Source organism: Arthrobacter sp. efr-133-R2A-120 (assembly GCF_030209835.1).
Lineage (GTDB): Bacteria > Actinomycetota > Actinomycetes > Actinomycetales > Micrococcaceae > Arthrobacter.
On record NZ_JARVRF010000002.1, the window covers coordinates 47,517 to 61,266 of the forward strand.

General features: G+C 65.8%; 14 protein-coding genes and 1 tRNA gene. 5 read left to right on the forward strand and 10 right to left on the reverse strand.

Annotated elements, in window-relative coordinates:
* Positions 1-84: 84 nt before the first annotated feature.
* Genes QRN52_RS01070 through QRN52_RS01085 form a run of 4 tightly spaced genes read right to left on the reverse strand, consistent with a single transcriptional unit; the run spans position 85 to position 3,377 of the window.
* Positions 85-705, reverse strand: a complete 621-nt coding sequence (locus QRN52_RS01070) for a LacI family DNA-binding transcriptional regulator (protein WP_284750963.1) — start codon at positions 703-705, stop codon at positions 85-87.
* A 3-nt stretch (positions 706-708) separates the two neighbouring features.
* Positions 709-1,464 carry a LysR family transcriptional regulator substrate-binding protein gene (locus QRN52_RS01075; protein ID WP_390281554.1) on the reverse strand — a complete coding sequence of 252 codons (756 nt, stop codon included), beginning with the start codon at positions 1,462-1,464 and terminating at the stop codon, positions 709-711.
* Between the two features lie 48 nt (positions 1,465-1,512).
* Positions 1,513-2,577 (reverse strand): sulfate/molybdate ABC transporter ATP-binding protein, encoded by a 1,065-nt coding sequence (locus tag QRN52_RS01080; RefSeq protein WP_284750964.1) that lies wholly within the window; start codon positions 2,575-2,577, stop codon positions 1,513-1,515.
* On the reverse strand, positions 2,574-3,377 hold the full coding sequence (locus QRN52_RS01085; RefSeq protein ID WP_284750965.1) for an ABC transporter permease: 804 nt from the start codon (positions 3,375-3,377) through the stop codon (positions 2,574-2,576). Before QRN52_RS01085 ends, QRN52_RS01080 begins: the two co-directional genes overlap by 4 nt.
* 133 nt (positions 3,378-3,510) lie before the next feature.
* Between QRN52_RS01085 and QRN52_RS01090 the strand changes: the two genes are divergently transcribed.
* Both QRN52_RS01090 and QRN52_RS01095 read left to right on the forward strand, forming a co-directional pair.
* Positions 3,511-3,960 carry a DUF5997 family protein gene (locus tag QRN52_RS01090; RefSeq protein ID WP_284750966.1) on the forward strand — a complete coding sequence of 150 codons (450 nt, stop codon included), beginning with the start codon at positions 3,511-3,513 and terminating at the stop codon, positions 3,958-3,960.
* 146 nt (positions 3,961-4,106) lie between these two features.
* A complete protein-coding gene (locus QRN52_RS01095; protein WP_284750967.1) occupies positions 4,107-4,724 on the forward strand; it encodes a hypothetical protein in 618 nt (205 codons plus the stop codon).
* A 26-nt stretch (positions 4,725-4,750) separates the two neighbouring features.
* On the opposite strand, the gene QRN52_RS01100 is transcribed toward QRN52_RS01095, so the two are convergent.
* The 5 genes from QRN52_RS01100 to QRN52_RS01120 all read right to left on the reverse strand — a co-directional run bounded on the left by QRN52_RS01100 (position 4,751) and on the right by QRN52_RS01120 (position 11,133).
* Positions 4,751-5,437, reverse strand: coding sequence for a GntR family transcriptional regulator (locus tag QRN52_RS01100; RefSeq protein ID WP_284750968.1), 687 nt, complete (start codon positions 5,435-5,437; stop codon positions 4,751-4,753).
* A gap of 42 nt (positions 5,438-5,479) precedes the next feature.
* Positions 5,480-7,213 (reverse strand): acetyl/propionyl/methylcrotonyl-CoA carboxylase subunit alpha, encoded by a 1,734-nt coding sequence (locus QRN52_RS01105; protein ID WP_284750969.1) that lies wholly within the window; start codon positions 7,211-7,213, stop codon positions 5,480-5,482.
* Positions 7,210-8,826 (reverse strand): 5-oxoprolinase subunit B/C family protein, encoded by a 1,617-nt coding sequence (locus tag QRN52_RS01110; protein WP_284750970.1) that lies wholly within the window; start codon positions 8,824-8,826, stop codon positions 7,210-7,212. Before QRN52_RS01110 ends, QRN52_RS01105 begins: the two co-directional genes overlap by 4 nt.
* Positions 8,823-9,581: a LamB/YcsF family protein gene (locus QRN52_RS01115; protein ID WP_284750971.1), complete on the reverse strand. Its 759-nt coding sequence runs from the start codon at positions 9,579-9,581 to the stop codon at positions 8,823-8,825. The genes QRN52_RS01110 and QRN52_RS01115 overlap by 4 nt, the downstream gene beginning before the upstream one ends.
* 160 nt (positions 9,582-9,741) lie before the next feature.
* The gene (locus tag QRN52_RS01120; protein WP_284750972.1) at positions 9,742-11,133 is read right to left on the reverse strand and encodes a flavin monoamine oxidase family protein; all 1,392 of its coding nucleotides are present in this window, start codon (positions 11,131-11,133) and stop codon (positions 9,742-9,744) included.
* A gap of 139 nt (positions 11,134-11,272) precedes the next feature.
* On the opposite strand from QRN52_RS01120, the gene QRN52_RS01125 reads away from it, so the two are divergent.
* Complete coding sequence (locus tag QRN52_RS01125; RefSeq protein WP_284750973.1) at positions 11,273-11,947, forward strand: TetR/AcrR family transcriptional regulator; 675 nt, start codon at positions 11,273-11,275, stop codon at positions 11,945-11,947.
* A gap of 125 nt (positions 11,948-12,072) precedes the next feature.
* Here the strand turns inward: QRN52_RS01125 and QRN52_RS01130 are convergent.
* Positions 12,073-12,155: transfer RNA gene (locus QRN52_RS01130), tRNA-Leu, on the reverse strand.
* Positions 12,156-12,516: 361 nt separating this feature from the next.
* Here QRN52_RS01130 and QRN52_RS01135 point away from each other — a divergent pair.
* Both QRN52_RS01135 and QRN52_RS01140 read left to right on the forward strand, forming a co-directional pair.
* Positions 12,517-13,260, forward strand: a complete 744-nt coding sequence (locus QRN52_RS01135; protein WP_284750974.1) for an FHA domain-containing protein — start codon at positions 12,517-12,519, stop codon at positions 13,258-13,260.
* A gap of 5 nt (positions 13,261-13,265) precedes the next feature.
* A complete protein-coding gene (locus QRN52_RS01140) occupies positions 13,266-13,748 on the forward strand; it encodes an FHA domain-containing protein FhaB/FipA (RefSeq protein WP_284751097.1) in 483 nt (160 codons plus the stop codon).
* Positions 13,749-13,750: the final 2 nt, after the last annotated feature.

Sequence of the window (13,750 nt, forward strand, 5' to 3'; positions counted from 1 at the left end):
CCGGCCCACCCAACTCACTCGCAGTTGTTGTCGTTATGAGCCGCCAAAACGACAACAAACGCGAGTCAGTTGGGCTCGGGAAAGCTACGGAGTCTTGAACTCCCAAGGCGCGGCCTTGGTGGTTCCCGCGCCAATGGTGCGTCCGGCGAGCCGGTCCAGAAGCAACGTGATGGCTCCTTCGAGGGCTTCCGGTTCCGGAGTCCCGCCCGCGGATCCAGGGGCCAGGACATCGAACCCGGCAGGCTGCATCGTGTCCGAAATGATGACCTGGGCTACTCCGCGCCGGGCCAGCTCCCCCACTGTGAGGTCAAGGAGGGTGCCGGGTGGAAGAGCCCCGATAATGGCGCCGTCGGCACCGCCGGAGAGCATGAACCGCCGCCATCCCTCGCCGATGAGGATCACGGGCTGGTAGCCATGCTGGGGCAAAATGCGTGCCGCCGCAGTCGCCAAGGCCCGGTCCCACGGCCACTCAAGGTCGCCGATGGCGATCGCCACGAGGTCGGTCTTGCCGCGGCGCATTCCGCGGGCGGCCTGATTGGGTACGTAACCCAGTTCCTTGGCCGCGGCTTGGACACGCTCTTGTGTTGCTTCGCTGATGCGGGTGGTGCCACCAAGGCGCCCGGACAAGACGTAGGACACGGTGGTGAGGGAAACGCCGGCGCTTTTGGCGACGTCCCGGATGGTCGGCTTGGCTCCAAGTCCCATGGCCTAGCGCTTTCCTTTCTTGCGGGAGCCCTTGCCCCTGCCCTTGTCCGGGTTCGGGGCATAGCGCTGAGCCACTGCAGGCTTTTTGGCACCGGTCCCGCGCCGGTCCGGCTTGGGTGCCCTCTTGGGCTTCTCTTGCTGCGCCGAAGGCTGCCGCGAACTCTGCGCGGTCCGGCCCCGGACAATGCCAATGAATTCCTCGATGACCTCGCTCGAGGAGTCGCTCGGCCAGGCAAGGGCGATCTGCGTCCCTTCGGCCCCGGTCAGGCGCCGCGCTACCGTGTCCTTGACGTTGAAATGCCGGGCCACGGACATCGGCAGGATCACGACGCCGGCACCCGAGGCCACCACCTGCATGGCCATCTCCGGCCCGCCCATTGCGGTGACATCCAGGAAGTTCTCCTCTGCGAGATCCTCCAGCGCCACCTCTTCGAACACCGAGATTTCGTGGCCCTTCGGGGCCACCACCACGGGCTGCTCTTCGTAGAGCGGAATGACGTGGAGTCCATCGCGATCCACGGGCAAGCGGACAAAGCTGAGATCCGCGGAACCGTCGCGCAGGACCTCCAGCTGCGCGCCGTCGTCGGACATGAACGAGTGCAGCGGAACATCGGGCATGCGTTCTTCCCAGCGCCGGATCCATTTCCCGGGCGTCACGCCGGCGACGTAGGCGAAAGTCAGCCCCTGGGGGCCGCTTGTTTCAGCGTCGGAGGCGCCGGGGACGCCGACGGCGGGCAGGGATTCTTGATCGGATGGCACCAGTTCACAGTACCGCGCGGGCGGTAGCCAACCCAGCGCCGGCCCAGGCTATGCCGCGTAGACCTGGACCGCCGTGGCCTTGACCACAAAGTAGACGCGCGATCCGGGTTCCAGTCCCAGCTCGGCGGACGCGGACGGCGTGATGTCCGCTGCCAGATCGCCAGCCCGGACCCTGATGTGGTCCCCGTGCGGTTCAAGATCCGTGATCGCAACGGGGAACGAGTTGCGCGGGCTTCCGTGGGCGGCATCCAGGAAGATGGAAACGGCCGACGGCGGGAAGGCCGCGACGCCGGGCTCGCCCGGTTCCGCTTCGTCATCGAGGTGTCCCGCAACATGCAAGCTGGGCAGCTCCGCGTTGGCGAAGGTCCTGAGTCCGTCCTCCGTGACGGTGCCCGCCATGAGGTTCACCCCGGCCAGGCCCGCGGCGAATTGGCTTCGTGGACGCCGGAAGACCTCACGGGTGGCGCCTTCCTCCACAATCCTGCCCTTGTCCATGACGATTACGCGGTCCGCGAGCATGAGCGCGTCCAAGACGTCGTGGGTAATGATCAGGGCCCGACGCCCGGACAGGACGCGTTTCAGGAGCCGGCGCAAGTGCGGAGCGGCGTGGATGTCCAGTGCGGACATTGGTTCGTCAAGAAGCAGCAACTCGGGACTTGCCGCCAGCGCGCGGGCCACCGCAACACGCTGGGCTTGTCCCCCGGACAGCTGCCCGGGCTTCCGCCCGGAGAACTCCATGACGTCGACTTCAGCTAGCCAGTGCCGCGCGGTTTCGCGTGATTCCGCCCGGGAAGCGCCTGCGCTGCGCGGGCCGAAGGCCACGTTGTCGAGGACGCTCAGGTGCGGGAAAAGCAGCGGTTCCTGCGCCAACAGCGCCGTACCGCGAAGGTGAGGAGGGGTCCATACCCGGCTGCCGCCGTCGAGGTTGAAGAGAACCTGGTCCCCTAGGCGGGCAGAGCCGGCATCCGGGCGCACGAGTCCCGCCGCGACGGACAGGAGCGTCGATTTTCCGGCCCCGTTGGGCCCGAGGATCGCCACGGTTTCCGCTTGCCCAAGGCTCAACGACACGTCGAGGTTGCGGGCCCGAACGGTGGCGTCAATGTGGAAACTCACGCGGCGGCCTCCGCGGGAATGTCCGCGCGGTGCGGACGCCGGTAAGACAGGCCGACGACGATCACAGCCACCGCGACGAGAACCAGTGAAAGCGCGACGGCGGCGTCCGCGTCGGTCTCGCGCTGCAGGTAGATTTCCAGCGGCAAGGTCCTCGTGACACCTTGCAGGCTCCCCGCGAAAGTCAGCGTGGCCCCGAACTCGCCCAGGCTGCGGGCAAAGGACAGTACGGCCCCGGACGCGAGCCCGGGGAGGACCATGGGTACGGTCACACGCCGCAGGATGGTGGTGGGGCGGGCGCCGAGCGTCGCGGCAACGGCTTCGTAGCGATTGCCGGCCGTCCGTAAGGCGCCTTCGAGGCTGACTACCAGGAACGGCAGGGCCACGAACGTCTGGGCGAGGACCACCGCCGTCGTCGAAAAGGCGATCTGGATGCCCGCGAGCTCAAGGCTCTTCCCCAGAAGACCCTGCCGCCCGAATGTGTAGAGCAGCGCAATGCCGCCCACCACCGGCGGCAACACCAAGGGCAGGAGGACGAAAGCGCGGAGGAGCCGCTGCCCGCGAAAGGGCCGGCGGGCAAGGACGAGGGCCAAGGGGATGCCCAAGACAACGCAGAGCGCGGTGCTCGCTGCCGAGGTACGGAGGCTGAGCCCTAGGGCCGTCAGCGAGGAATCGGAGGTCACCAGCGGGATGAACTGCGCCCAATTGACCTTTGCGACCATGGCAGCCAGCGGCAACAAGACGAACAGGCCGCCCACTGCCGCAAGGCCATAGACCCACCGTGGAATCCCGCTGAAGTTCATCAAGGCTTGCGGTACGCCGGGGCTTGCGTCACCGGGACTTTCCGGGCGGCCCCGGCGACTCTTATGTGCGGCATGGATTCATCCTAGAACAGCGGCTGTGCCACTTCCCTGTGGGGGCGGATACCCTTGAACCATGACCTCTGCAAACTCCCAGTCCATGAAGCCGGCCACCGTTGCCAAGAAACTTGGCATCTACCTGCCTGCAACACCCCAGGAGTTCCAGGATTCGGAAATCACCCGCGCCGATTTCGCCGAGCTCCAAGCCAACGCCCCGGAGTGGCTCGCCGAGCTACGCCGCACGGGTCCGCACCCGCGTCCCGTGGTGGCACAGAAGCTGAATATCTCCATCAGCGGCCTCGCCCGCGGCGGAATCACGGATCCCCTGACGACGGCGGAAATCACCGAACTGCTCGCAGCTCCCCCGCAGTGGCTCGTCGTCGAGCGCGCCACGCACGCAGCCGTGCGCTCCGAGGCAAAGCGCATCAAGGAAGAAGCTGCCAAGAAGGAAGCCACGAAGGACGCCAAGACAAACGCCGCTGCCAAGCGGGACGCGCCCAAGGCATCCAAGCGGGACCACGCTTAAGCTCCAACCGGACTTCCGCAGGAAGGCAGGACACCCCGGGGTGTCCTGCCTTCCTGCGTTGAGGAGCAAATCGGGCTCTCGCCTCCAGGGCTTCCTCGGCGCATACTGATTTCAAAGGGGTGCGCATTCGCGTGGAGGTGGTCCGATTGCCCGCCACAACTGGAATCCAGCTGACGTTCTGGGAGATCGGGCTGTGGGCGGTTTTGCTCATGTGCGCAGTGGCCTTTACGGTCAACACGGTCCGAAAAGCGGTCATCCACGGAGCCCCCGACGGCGGCCGCCTCGCCTTCCAGGGGCCCCTCGGCCACCGCGACCGGGACCTCGTCAAAGAGCCGGACGCCACCTTCTGGAACATCTTCGCCGGACTCGTGGTGATTGTCCCCGCAGTCCTCATCCCCGCGTTGGCCTCCCCCGCCGTCGGGCTCTTGATGCTCTTCCTCGGCCTAGCTGCCGCGGTTGCCGCCTTTGCCGTCGGCCGGAAACTGGAGCAGAAACGTCAAAACCGCAGCGGTTTCACGGAAGCGGCAGCCCGTCACGACGCCCTCCTGGCCCGCTGGCAAAGGTATGAACTGGATCCCGCCAAGGGCATCGACTTCCCCGGCATGAGCGACGTCAACGTTCCGCAGACCGCCGCCTTGGTCCGCGCACTGCAGGAAGCCCAACGCTGCCGTCTCACTGCGGGGACGGACTATGCCCGCGCGGTCCAGCAGTTGGACACCGCGATGGCCGAAGCCGAAGCAGCGGCGGGTGCTTCCGCGCCGTAGGCCGCGTCGCGCCTGTTTCGTGCACCTTATGGAATTGCCCCGATGTGCACAAGGAGTTCGTGCTCGGCACCGTCGAGGTAGCGGCGCAATTCGGCTGCGGCCTCTTCGCGCTCCCCGTTGCGGATCTGGGCAACCAAGGCGGCGTTGCGTTCAACGTAATGCCCGTGGAAGTCGGGGGTGGTGGCCATGGCGTGGAAGACCAATCGCATCTCGGCAAGCACTTTCTCCATCAATGCGTCCAGGGAGGCGCTTCCGGACAACGACACCAGGGCCTTATGCAGTTCCTGGTTGGCGTCCGCCATGCCAGCCACGGATCCTTCCGCGAGGGCGGCCCGGGCTTTGTCGACGATGACGTCCATGGCGTCTAGGGCTCCCGCCGGGACATCGCCCCACAACACGGCCGCGGGCTCGATCAAGCGGCGCACCCGGTAGATTTCGCGGACGTCGTCCGCTCCGGGAGCGGCTACGAACACGCCGCGGTTGGGGATGCGCTGGACCACGGATTCACCCGCCAGGACGGTGAAGGCCTCCCTCAGGGTGTTCCGGGATACGCCGAGCGCCTCGGACAAAGCTTGCTCGGAGAGCTTCGTGCCGGGCGGCAACAGACCATCGGAGATGCGCTGGCGAAGCTGGGCGGCAACCCACGCTCCGGTGTGGGCGTGGGTGGCGTGGCCGGCGTCGGCGATTCCTTGAAGCGCTGCGTTCATGGGCATGCCCCAAATCTACCGAACGGCGATGCCCCCGCAGGCGACCCCTCAGCCGATGCTCGCGATCACCTCTCCGCGCCCGACGGCGGCGCCCGGTTCGTGCGGACCCCGCGCCACGGTGCCGGAACGGTGGGCCGGGACAGTGGTTTCCATCTTCATGGCCTCCAACACGGCCACGGGTTGACCGGCTTCCACGGCTGCCCCGTCCTCAACCAACCACTTCACCAGCGAGCCGGACATCGGCGAGGCCAGCCCGGCGTCGTCGGCCACAACCGGAGCCGGGGCAGCAGAAACGGAACCGCCGCCACCGTTCATCAGCGCTTCGAACAAGCGAACGGGTAGCCCAAGTTGTACCGCTTTACCGTCCAACTCCACCGTGAACGTGCTTCGTTCGGAGCCTGGGGCCACGCGGGCGACCTCCGGAGAGGCGGCCAGCTCTTCGGCGAACTCGGTCTCGATCCACGTGGTGTAGACGCCGAGCTTGTCCTCCGAGGTGAAAGCCTCGTGGCGGACCACGGCCCGGTGGAAGGGAAGCACGGTGGGCAAACCCTTGATCTGCATCTCGTCCAGGGCAACCCGGGCGCGGCGCAGGGCCTGCTGCCGGTCCTCGCCCCGGACGATCAGCTTGGCCAGGAGGGAATCGTATTCTCCAGGAACCACTGAGCCGGATCGAACCCCCGAGTCCACGCGGATGCCCGGACCGGTGGGCGCCTCGAACGCGTCCACCACGCCGGGGCCCGGCAGGAAGCCGCGGGCAGGATCCTCGGCGTTGAGGCGGAACTCGAAGGCGTGGCCTTTCGGCTCCGGGTCTTCCGTCAGGGAGAGGACGCCGCCCGCGGCGATCCGGAACTGCTCGCGGACCAGGTCCACGCCGGAGGTTTCCTCGGTGACAGGATGTTCCACCTGCAGGCGCGTGTTGACCTCCAGGAAGGAGATGGTGCCGTCCACGGCCACGAGGTATTCGACGGTTCCCGCACCGTAGTATCCGGCCTCGCGGCAAATGGACTTGGCCGATTCGTGGATGAGCTTGCGCTGTTCAGGGCTCAGGAAGGGTGCGGGGGCCTCCTCCACGAGCTTCTGGTTCCGACGCTGCAGGGAGCAATCGCGGGTTCCGAGGACCACCACGTTGCCGTGCATATCGGCCAGGACCTGCGCCTCGACGTGCCGTGGCTGGTCCAGGAAGCGCTCCACGAAGCATTCGTCGCGTCCGAAAGCCGCCTTGGACTCACGCACGGCCGATTCGAACGCGTCCTCGATGTCCTCCAGGCGCCGCGCAATCTTGAGCCCTCGGCCGCCACCGCCGAAAGCAGCCTTGATGGCCACTGGCATACCGTGCTCCAAGGCGAACGCAAGTACTTCGGCGGCGTTGGCCACAGGTCCGTCGCTGCCGGGAACAAGGGGGGCCCCGGCGCGGACGGCGATCTCGCGGGCGACCACCTTGTTTCCCAGTTCCCGTATGGACTGCGGTGCCGGGCCGATCCATGTGAGGCCCGCGTCGATCACGGCCTGCGCGAAGTCGGCGTTCTCGGAGAGGAAGCCATATCCGGGGTGCACGGCGTCGGCACCGGCGCGGCGGGCGACGTCGATCAGCTTGGCGATGTCCAAGTACGTCTGGGCGCCGGTGGAACCTCGCAGTGGGTAGGCCTCGTCGGCGAACCGCACGTGGAGGGCGTCGGCGTCGGGGTCCGAGTACACGGCAACAGACCGCAAGCCCTCGTCTGAGCAGGCGCGGGCAATCCGCACGGCGATCTCGCCGCGGTTGGCGATCAGGACCTTCTTCATGGCTGGGTTCCTTCGGAGACAGCGCCGGCAACGGCAGGTTCATGTGGTTCAAGGGTTGCGGGGTCCACGATCGTGAACCGCACGCGGTGGCCGGGCGGCAATTGCGCCGCCGTCGGCAGGTCTTCGGGTACGACGACGGCAATCACCGGATACCCGCCGGTCACCGGGTGGTCGGCCAGGAAGAGGACGGGATGGCCATTGGGCGGCACTTGGAGTGCGCCGGCAACGGCGCCTTCGCTGGGGAGCTCTGCCGTCCGGTTGCGTTCGATCGTCACGCAGCCGACGGGCTTGAGCCGGACGCCGATCCTGTTGGACTGCTCGGTGGTGACCCAGTCCTGGCCCGTGAGCGACCCGAGTGCGCTGGAATCAAACCAGTCGTCCCGGGGGCCCAGGGTGATGCGCAGCTCGGTAAAGACGGCTCCTAGCCGCAGCGTGGATTCCTCGGGAGCGCCGACCATCTGGAACAGCGGCGCTCTTCCCACGGGGAGCCGGGTCCCGGCCACCAAGCGTGCGGGACCGATTCCGGACATCGAGTCGCTTGAGCGGCTGCCGAGCACCGGATGCACATCAATCCCGCCGCGGACGGCAAGGTAGCTGCGGGCCCCGAGCGTCGGTTCCCCCAGGTTAAGGGTTTCGCCGTCCAGGAGGACGAAGGGAGCGCACATCGCGGCGCAGCGGGCCGGATCCCCCGAAGCATCGCGGATTTCCAAAGGGACCACCGCCCCGGCAACAGCGAGCACCTGGTCGCCGACGGCCCGGACCGAGAGTCCGCCCAGCACCGTTTCCACAACCGCAGCACGGGCTTCGTTGCCCACCAAGCGATTGGCCTGACGCGTCGATTGTTGGTCCACGGCGCCCGCGGCTGAGACTCCCAGATCCCCTAGTCCGGGGCGCCCGAGGTCCTGGACCAGCGATTGAAGTCCGGGTGAGTCCACAACCAAGGCGGGTCCGTTGACTTCGCGGGCTGCCGGCGGTGCCGGAGTCAACGCGATGGCCTCTCGGACCGCCACATACCGGACCCGGTCTCCCGGACGAACAAGCGCCGGTGACTCCCGCTCGAGATCCCAGAGGACCGCCGTCGTGCGCCCGATCAGTTGCCAGCCGCCCGGGGACTGCCGCGGATAGACGGCGGAAAACGCCCCGCCGAGCGCCACGGAACCGGCCGGAACGGAGGTACGCGGCGAGCTGCGGCGCGGAACGTCGAGGCTGTGGTTCTCGCCGAGCAGGTACGTGAAACCCGGGGCGAATCCGCCGAAAGCCGCGATCCAAAGCTGGCCGGTGTGCCCGGCCACGACGCCGTCCCGGCCCAGACCGGTGAGCATGCCCACCTCGGTGAGGTCCTCGCCGTCGTACACCACTTCGATGGTGACGTCGCGGGAACTGTCGTGTGGCACCGCTCCCAGGTCAACATGCCCGACGGCGGCGCGCGCCGCGAGTGCCTCGGCGTGCGTTCCGAACTTAAGCAGTACGGTGGCTGCCGCGGCGACCGCATCAAGCTGGCCGGGCAGTGGCTCGGCAAGCAGGCGGGAATGAAACGCCAGCACGGAAGGGAGGTCGGAAAGCTCCACCAGCAAGGCGCGCGGGCCGGCCCAGCGTATTCCCGTGAGGCTCATGCGAAGCTCCGTACGGTGACCCCGGCGGACTCGAGTCCCGCGCGGACAGCGGCTGCCATGGCCACGGCGCCGGGAGTGTCTCCGTGGACGCAGATGCTTTCTGCATGTACGTTCCGGGTGGAACCGTCGCGGGCCACGACCTTGCCTTCCGTTGCCAGACGGACCATGTTCTCCGTGATGGCAGCGTGATCGTGAAGCACGGCGCCTTCTTCGCGGCGCGATACGAGGGTGCCGTCCGGGTTGTAGGCGCGGTCAGCGAATGCCTCGGCTACTCCCCGAAGCCCCTTCGCTTCGGCTTTGGCGAGTGCGACGGAGCCCGGCAGGAGAAGGAGCGGGAGTCCGGGACTGAAGGAATGGACGGCGTCGACGACCGCCTGGGCATGGACCTCGTGGTGGACGATCGTGTTGTAGAGGGCTCCGTGGGGCTTGACGTACTTGATCTCCGAGCCGGCAGCACGGGCCAGGGCTTGAAGCGCGCCGAGTTGGTAGAGGACGTCGTCGGCCAGTTCCGTTGCGGAGCAGTCGAGGAAACGGCGGCCGAAGCCCGCGAGGTCCCGATAGCCCACGTGGGCACCGATGGCCACTCCTGCGGCGACGGCCTCACGGCAGGTGCGGGCGATGGTGCTGGGATCTCCGGCATGGAATCCGCAGGCCACATTGGCACTCGACACGTAGCGGAAGACTGCAGCGTCGTCGCCCATGGTCCAGTTGCCGAACGATTCTCCGACGTCGCTGTTGAGGTCAATAAAAGGCATTGTGATCCCCGTCTCAGGTTGAATACCTCACCATCATGCCTGAAACGGGAAGATTGTTCAACAATCTTGGTGGCGGGACCGAATGCCCGGATTCCAAAAGTGAGGTCTCGACCCTTTCAACGAGCGAAAGAGCCGAGACCTCACGTGTGGATAGGATCGACTAGGAGACCGGTACCGCAGCGACACGGTTGTTGGCGGTGACGATCCGGGCGGCCGTTGCCTGGCCCATCCGGACTGCGCCGTCCACGTGCTGGTAGCCTTCCGCAGCCAGATCGGAGGAGGACCAGTAGATGGGTCCGACATTGGCGTGTTGGTCCTTGCCGTAGCGGTGCAAACCACCCAGGTCGTAGCTGGCCGCGTAGGCCCCGCGGGTCCATTCTTCGGAACCCCAGTCGGATTCGTAGTAGACCTCGGCGTCCAGGGCCTTTTCGCCCAGGAAGCTCGCGATGGACTCAAGGACCTTCTTCTTACGGTCCTCTGCGCTGAGCTCGAAGACGGCGTCTGCCTTTTCGTCCGAGATGAAGCCCACCAGGGTCCCGCGGGTGTCTCCATGGTTCGTGTTGTCGTAGACCTCCTGAACCAGGGCGTCGGCGCCGAAGCCCGTGCCGGACAGGCCGTCTTCGCGCCAGAACGGCGTGCTGTAGACAGCGTGGACTTTGATGACCAGGCCCAGGGACTGATGCTGGTGCATCTGGTGCTGGCGGCGCGGCAGCGGCGGGTTGTAGGACACGCGGGAGTACAGGTTCGGCGGGACAGCCATGATGACGAATCGCGCGTTGACGGTTGCGCGCTCGGACTCAACGGTGACGCGATGGCCTTCACCCGCCGGCTCCCAATTGATGGTGCGGACCGGGCTGTTAAGTACGACGTCGTCACCCAGTTCCGCGGCGATCAGCAGGGAGACCTGCTGCATGCCGCCAATAACCCGCTTGTCCAGGATGAAGTCTTCGTCCGTCAGGTTGGAGAAGGAGCCTGCCGAAGCCGCCATCAGCACTGCTTGCAGCGCAGAGAAGGCGTGGGCCGGCTTGGTCAGCATGCCACCGGCGATGAACAAGCCGATGTTGTTGCAGGCTTCCTCGTCCGTGGAGTTCTGGCGCAGCCAGTGGTGGAAGGAAATGGTGTCCAATTCGCGGGCCTTGGGGTGGGCCCAGGGCTCCTCCGGGCCCATCTCGGCGGCGAGGCCGTCCAAGATGGCGGTGAGCTTCTCCATCTCGGCTGCAGTGGTTTCGCTCACCGGGAAGGAAGCCCCGGTGTAGCGGGTGCGGCTGCCGTCAGGTGCGAGGTAGACAGATTCGCCGTCGCGGTAGCGGGAGTACATCTTCAGGCCCAGTTCATCCAGGAGCCCCATAAGGGCGGTCTGGTCCGGGGACACCCATTGTCCACCGATCTCCAGCATGGCCCCGTCAATGGTGTCGGTCCACGTGCGGCCGCCGACGCGGTCGCGTGCTTCAAGCACGGCAACACTGAGCCCGGCCTTCTTCAATTCGCGTGCAGCCGTCAACCCCGACGGACCGGCACCGACAATTACGACGTCGCGATCAAGATTCAGCATGATGTCCTTTCTGTGGCCGTCCCCGTTGGCTGACCAATAAATGAATGACGTTCATTTATCTCAACTGTAGCTGGCTTGGCCCCGGCTGTGAAGACCCAAATGGAATAATGCTGTGACACAGTCTCCAGAAAGGTCAGCGATGCCTGAACCCACCCCCGCTCCCGGCGAGACCAAAGCGCGCCGCAGGGCAGGTCGGCCAATGGCGGCGGTCCTGGACCAGGACGGCATCACTGCAGCTGCGCTGGAACTGATCAGCAAGAAGGGCTACGACGGCCTCACCATGGCCGCACTCGCGCGCTCCCTGGGTGTGGCGCCGTCGGCCCTCTACAACCACGTGTCCTCCAAGGATGAAGTCCTCAAGCTCGTCGAAGAGGACCTGATGTCGAAGGTCGACTTCGGCGGTTTCAGCACGCTGCCCTGGGAGGATGCCGTCCGGCAATGGGCTTATTCATACCGCGGCATTTTCGCGAGGCACACTCCGCTGATCTCGGTGATCGCGGTTCTTCCCGTGACCGACGCGCCCCAGACGCTCGCCATGTACGAAGCCGTCACGGAGGGATTCCTCCGCGCGGGTTTCCCGGAAAAGCAGATCATCCCAAGCATCGTGGCCCTCGAGGCCTATATCTTCGGCGCCGCTTTCGACGCGAACGCGCCGGCGGACATTTTCGATTCAGGCCGCTTGGCCGACTCCACACCGCACTTCACGTCGGCGGTCCGCAGCCTGGGGCCCGAGCGGAACAACTACCCGTCCGACCTCGCGTTCAGCATGGGCCTGGATGCGCTGATCACCGGGCTCGGGGCGCTGCGCGGGTAGCCCAACTCACTCGCATTTGTTGTCGTTATGAGCCGCCAAAACGACAACAAATGCGAGTCAGTTGGGAGTTACGAGGGAGTTAAACAAAGGAACCCCGGTCAGAGACCGGGGTTCCTTGAATTGCGTGCGCGAGGGGGGATTTGAACCCCCACACCCTTTCGGATACTGGCACCTGAAGCCAGCGCGTCTGCCGTTCCGCCACTCGCGCGCAACTTCCTTCGCCCGGGCCGCACCAGGTTTCCCCGGCCTCACCCCTGCGAAAGCAGCGAGATCAAGCATAACGGACAACGCGTTGAAAACGCCAATCGGCCAAGGACTGGGCCGTAAAACCCCGGGATGCCGCGGATTGGCGGTCCCCACATGATGCGGAAATCGCGCAGGAAGCGTCCCGAAATGACGCAGGCAGGCGAACTTTTCCGGCGTTCCAGGCGTTGTGGAATAAGGCCTTTCACAGTCTTGCCCAGTAGTATCGGGGTTGAAGACAGGCTTCTTGCGTGCGCTCCGGCCACTGCGGGGATTCGTCTTGGCTACTGATACTGCAGAGTCAACGAAACGGAAGGAGAAGGACCATGGGCTTGCTCGACAGGGTTGAACGTGGCATCGAAAAGGCCGTCCGCGGCGTCTTCTCTACCGGTTCGCGGGCGCGGGTGGAACCGGTGGAGATAGCCAGCAAGCTTCGCCGTGAACTGGACAATAAGTCCATCACCATTTCGGCCGGCCGTACCTTGGCTCCCAACGTCTTCGACGTCCTCTTGAGCAATGAAGACTTCGCTCGCGCCCAGGACTGGGGAACCCCCTTGGCCGAAGAACTGTGCGACGTGGTCATCCAGCACGTGCGCAGCCAAGGTTACATCCTGCAGGGTCCCGTACGGATCTCCTTCCGTCACGACGAAGCCCAGCGCGAAGGCCACTTCGAAATCACGTCCAGCACTGAGAAATCCAACGGGGCTGCCGCGCCCGCTGCCCCTCGGCCCGTTGTCCCCGCCGCGCCGAGCCGCGAGCCCACAAGGCTCCAGCCTGTCCTGGACATTGGCGGACAGCGCTATTCCCTCAATGCACCTTCCGTGGTGCTGGGCAGGTCGTCCGAGGCCGACATCCTGGTGGACGATACCGGCGTTTCGCGCAAGCACTTGGAAATCCAGACGGCGAACGGGATCATCCGCGCCGTCGACCTCGGTTCCACCAACGGAAGTTACGTCAACGGCCACAAAGTGGACGGCAGTGTGGAACTTACTGACGGATCCACCATCACCATGGGACGGACCAAGATCATTTTCAGACTTCTCCCCCAGCCCTCTGGTGGGCGCCCGTGAGCGACATCAGCGAACTGACAATCACCGCGCTCCGCTTCGGCTTCCTCCTGTTGCTGTGGGTACTGATCTTCAGCATCGTCTCGACCATGCGTCGCGATCTCGTGATCGGCCGCAAAGCGGCCATGGGAACTCCGACGGCGCGCGAAGTACGCAAGCATCCTGAACTCGCCCCCGCGCCACCCCAGCCAGTGAAGCAGCAAGCGCACCAGCTCGTCGTCGTCGAGGGACCGCTCAAGGGGACCACGCTTCCTCTGGCCGCGAGCCCCATTCTGCTGGGCCGCGCACAAGAGGCCACGTTGGTCCTCGAGGATGATTACGCTTCGGGCAGGCACGCGCGCCTGTTCCCCCAAGGCAGCCGATGGTTCATCGAAGACCTCGGCTCCACGAACGGCACCTACCTCGCCGACCAGCAATTGACCCGCGCCCTGCCGGTGGAGCTTGGCGTCCCCGTGAGGATCGGCAAGACGGTCATCGAATTGAGGGCGTAGCC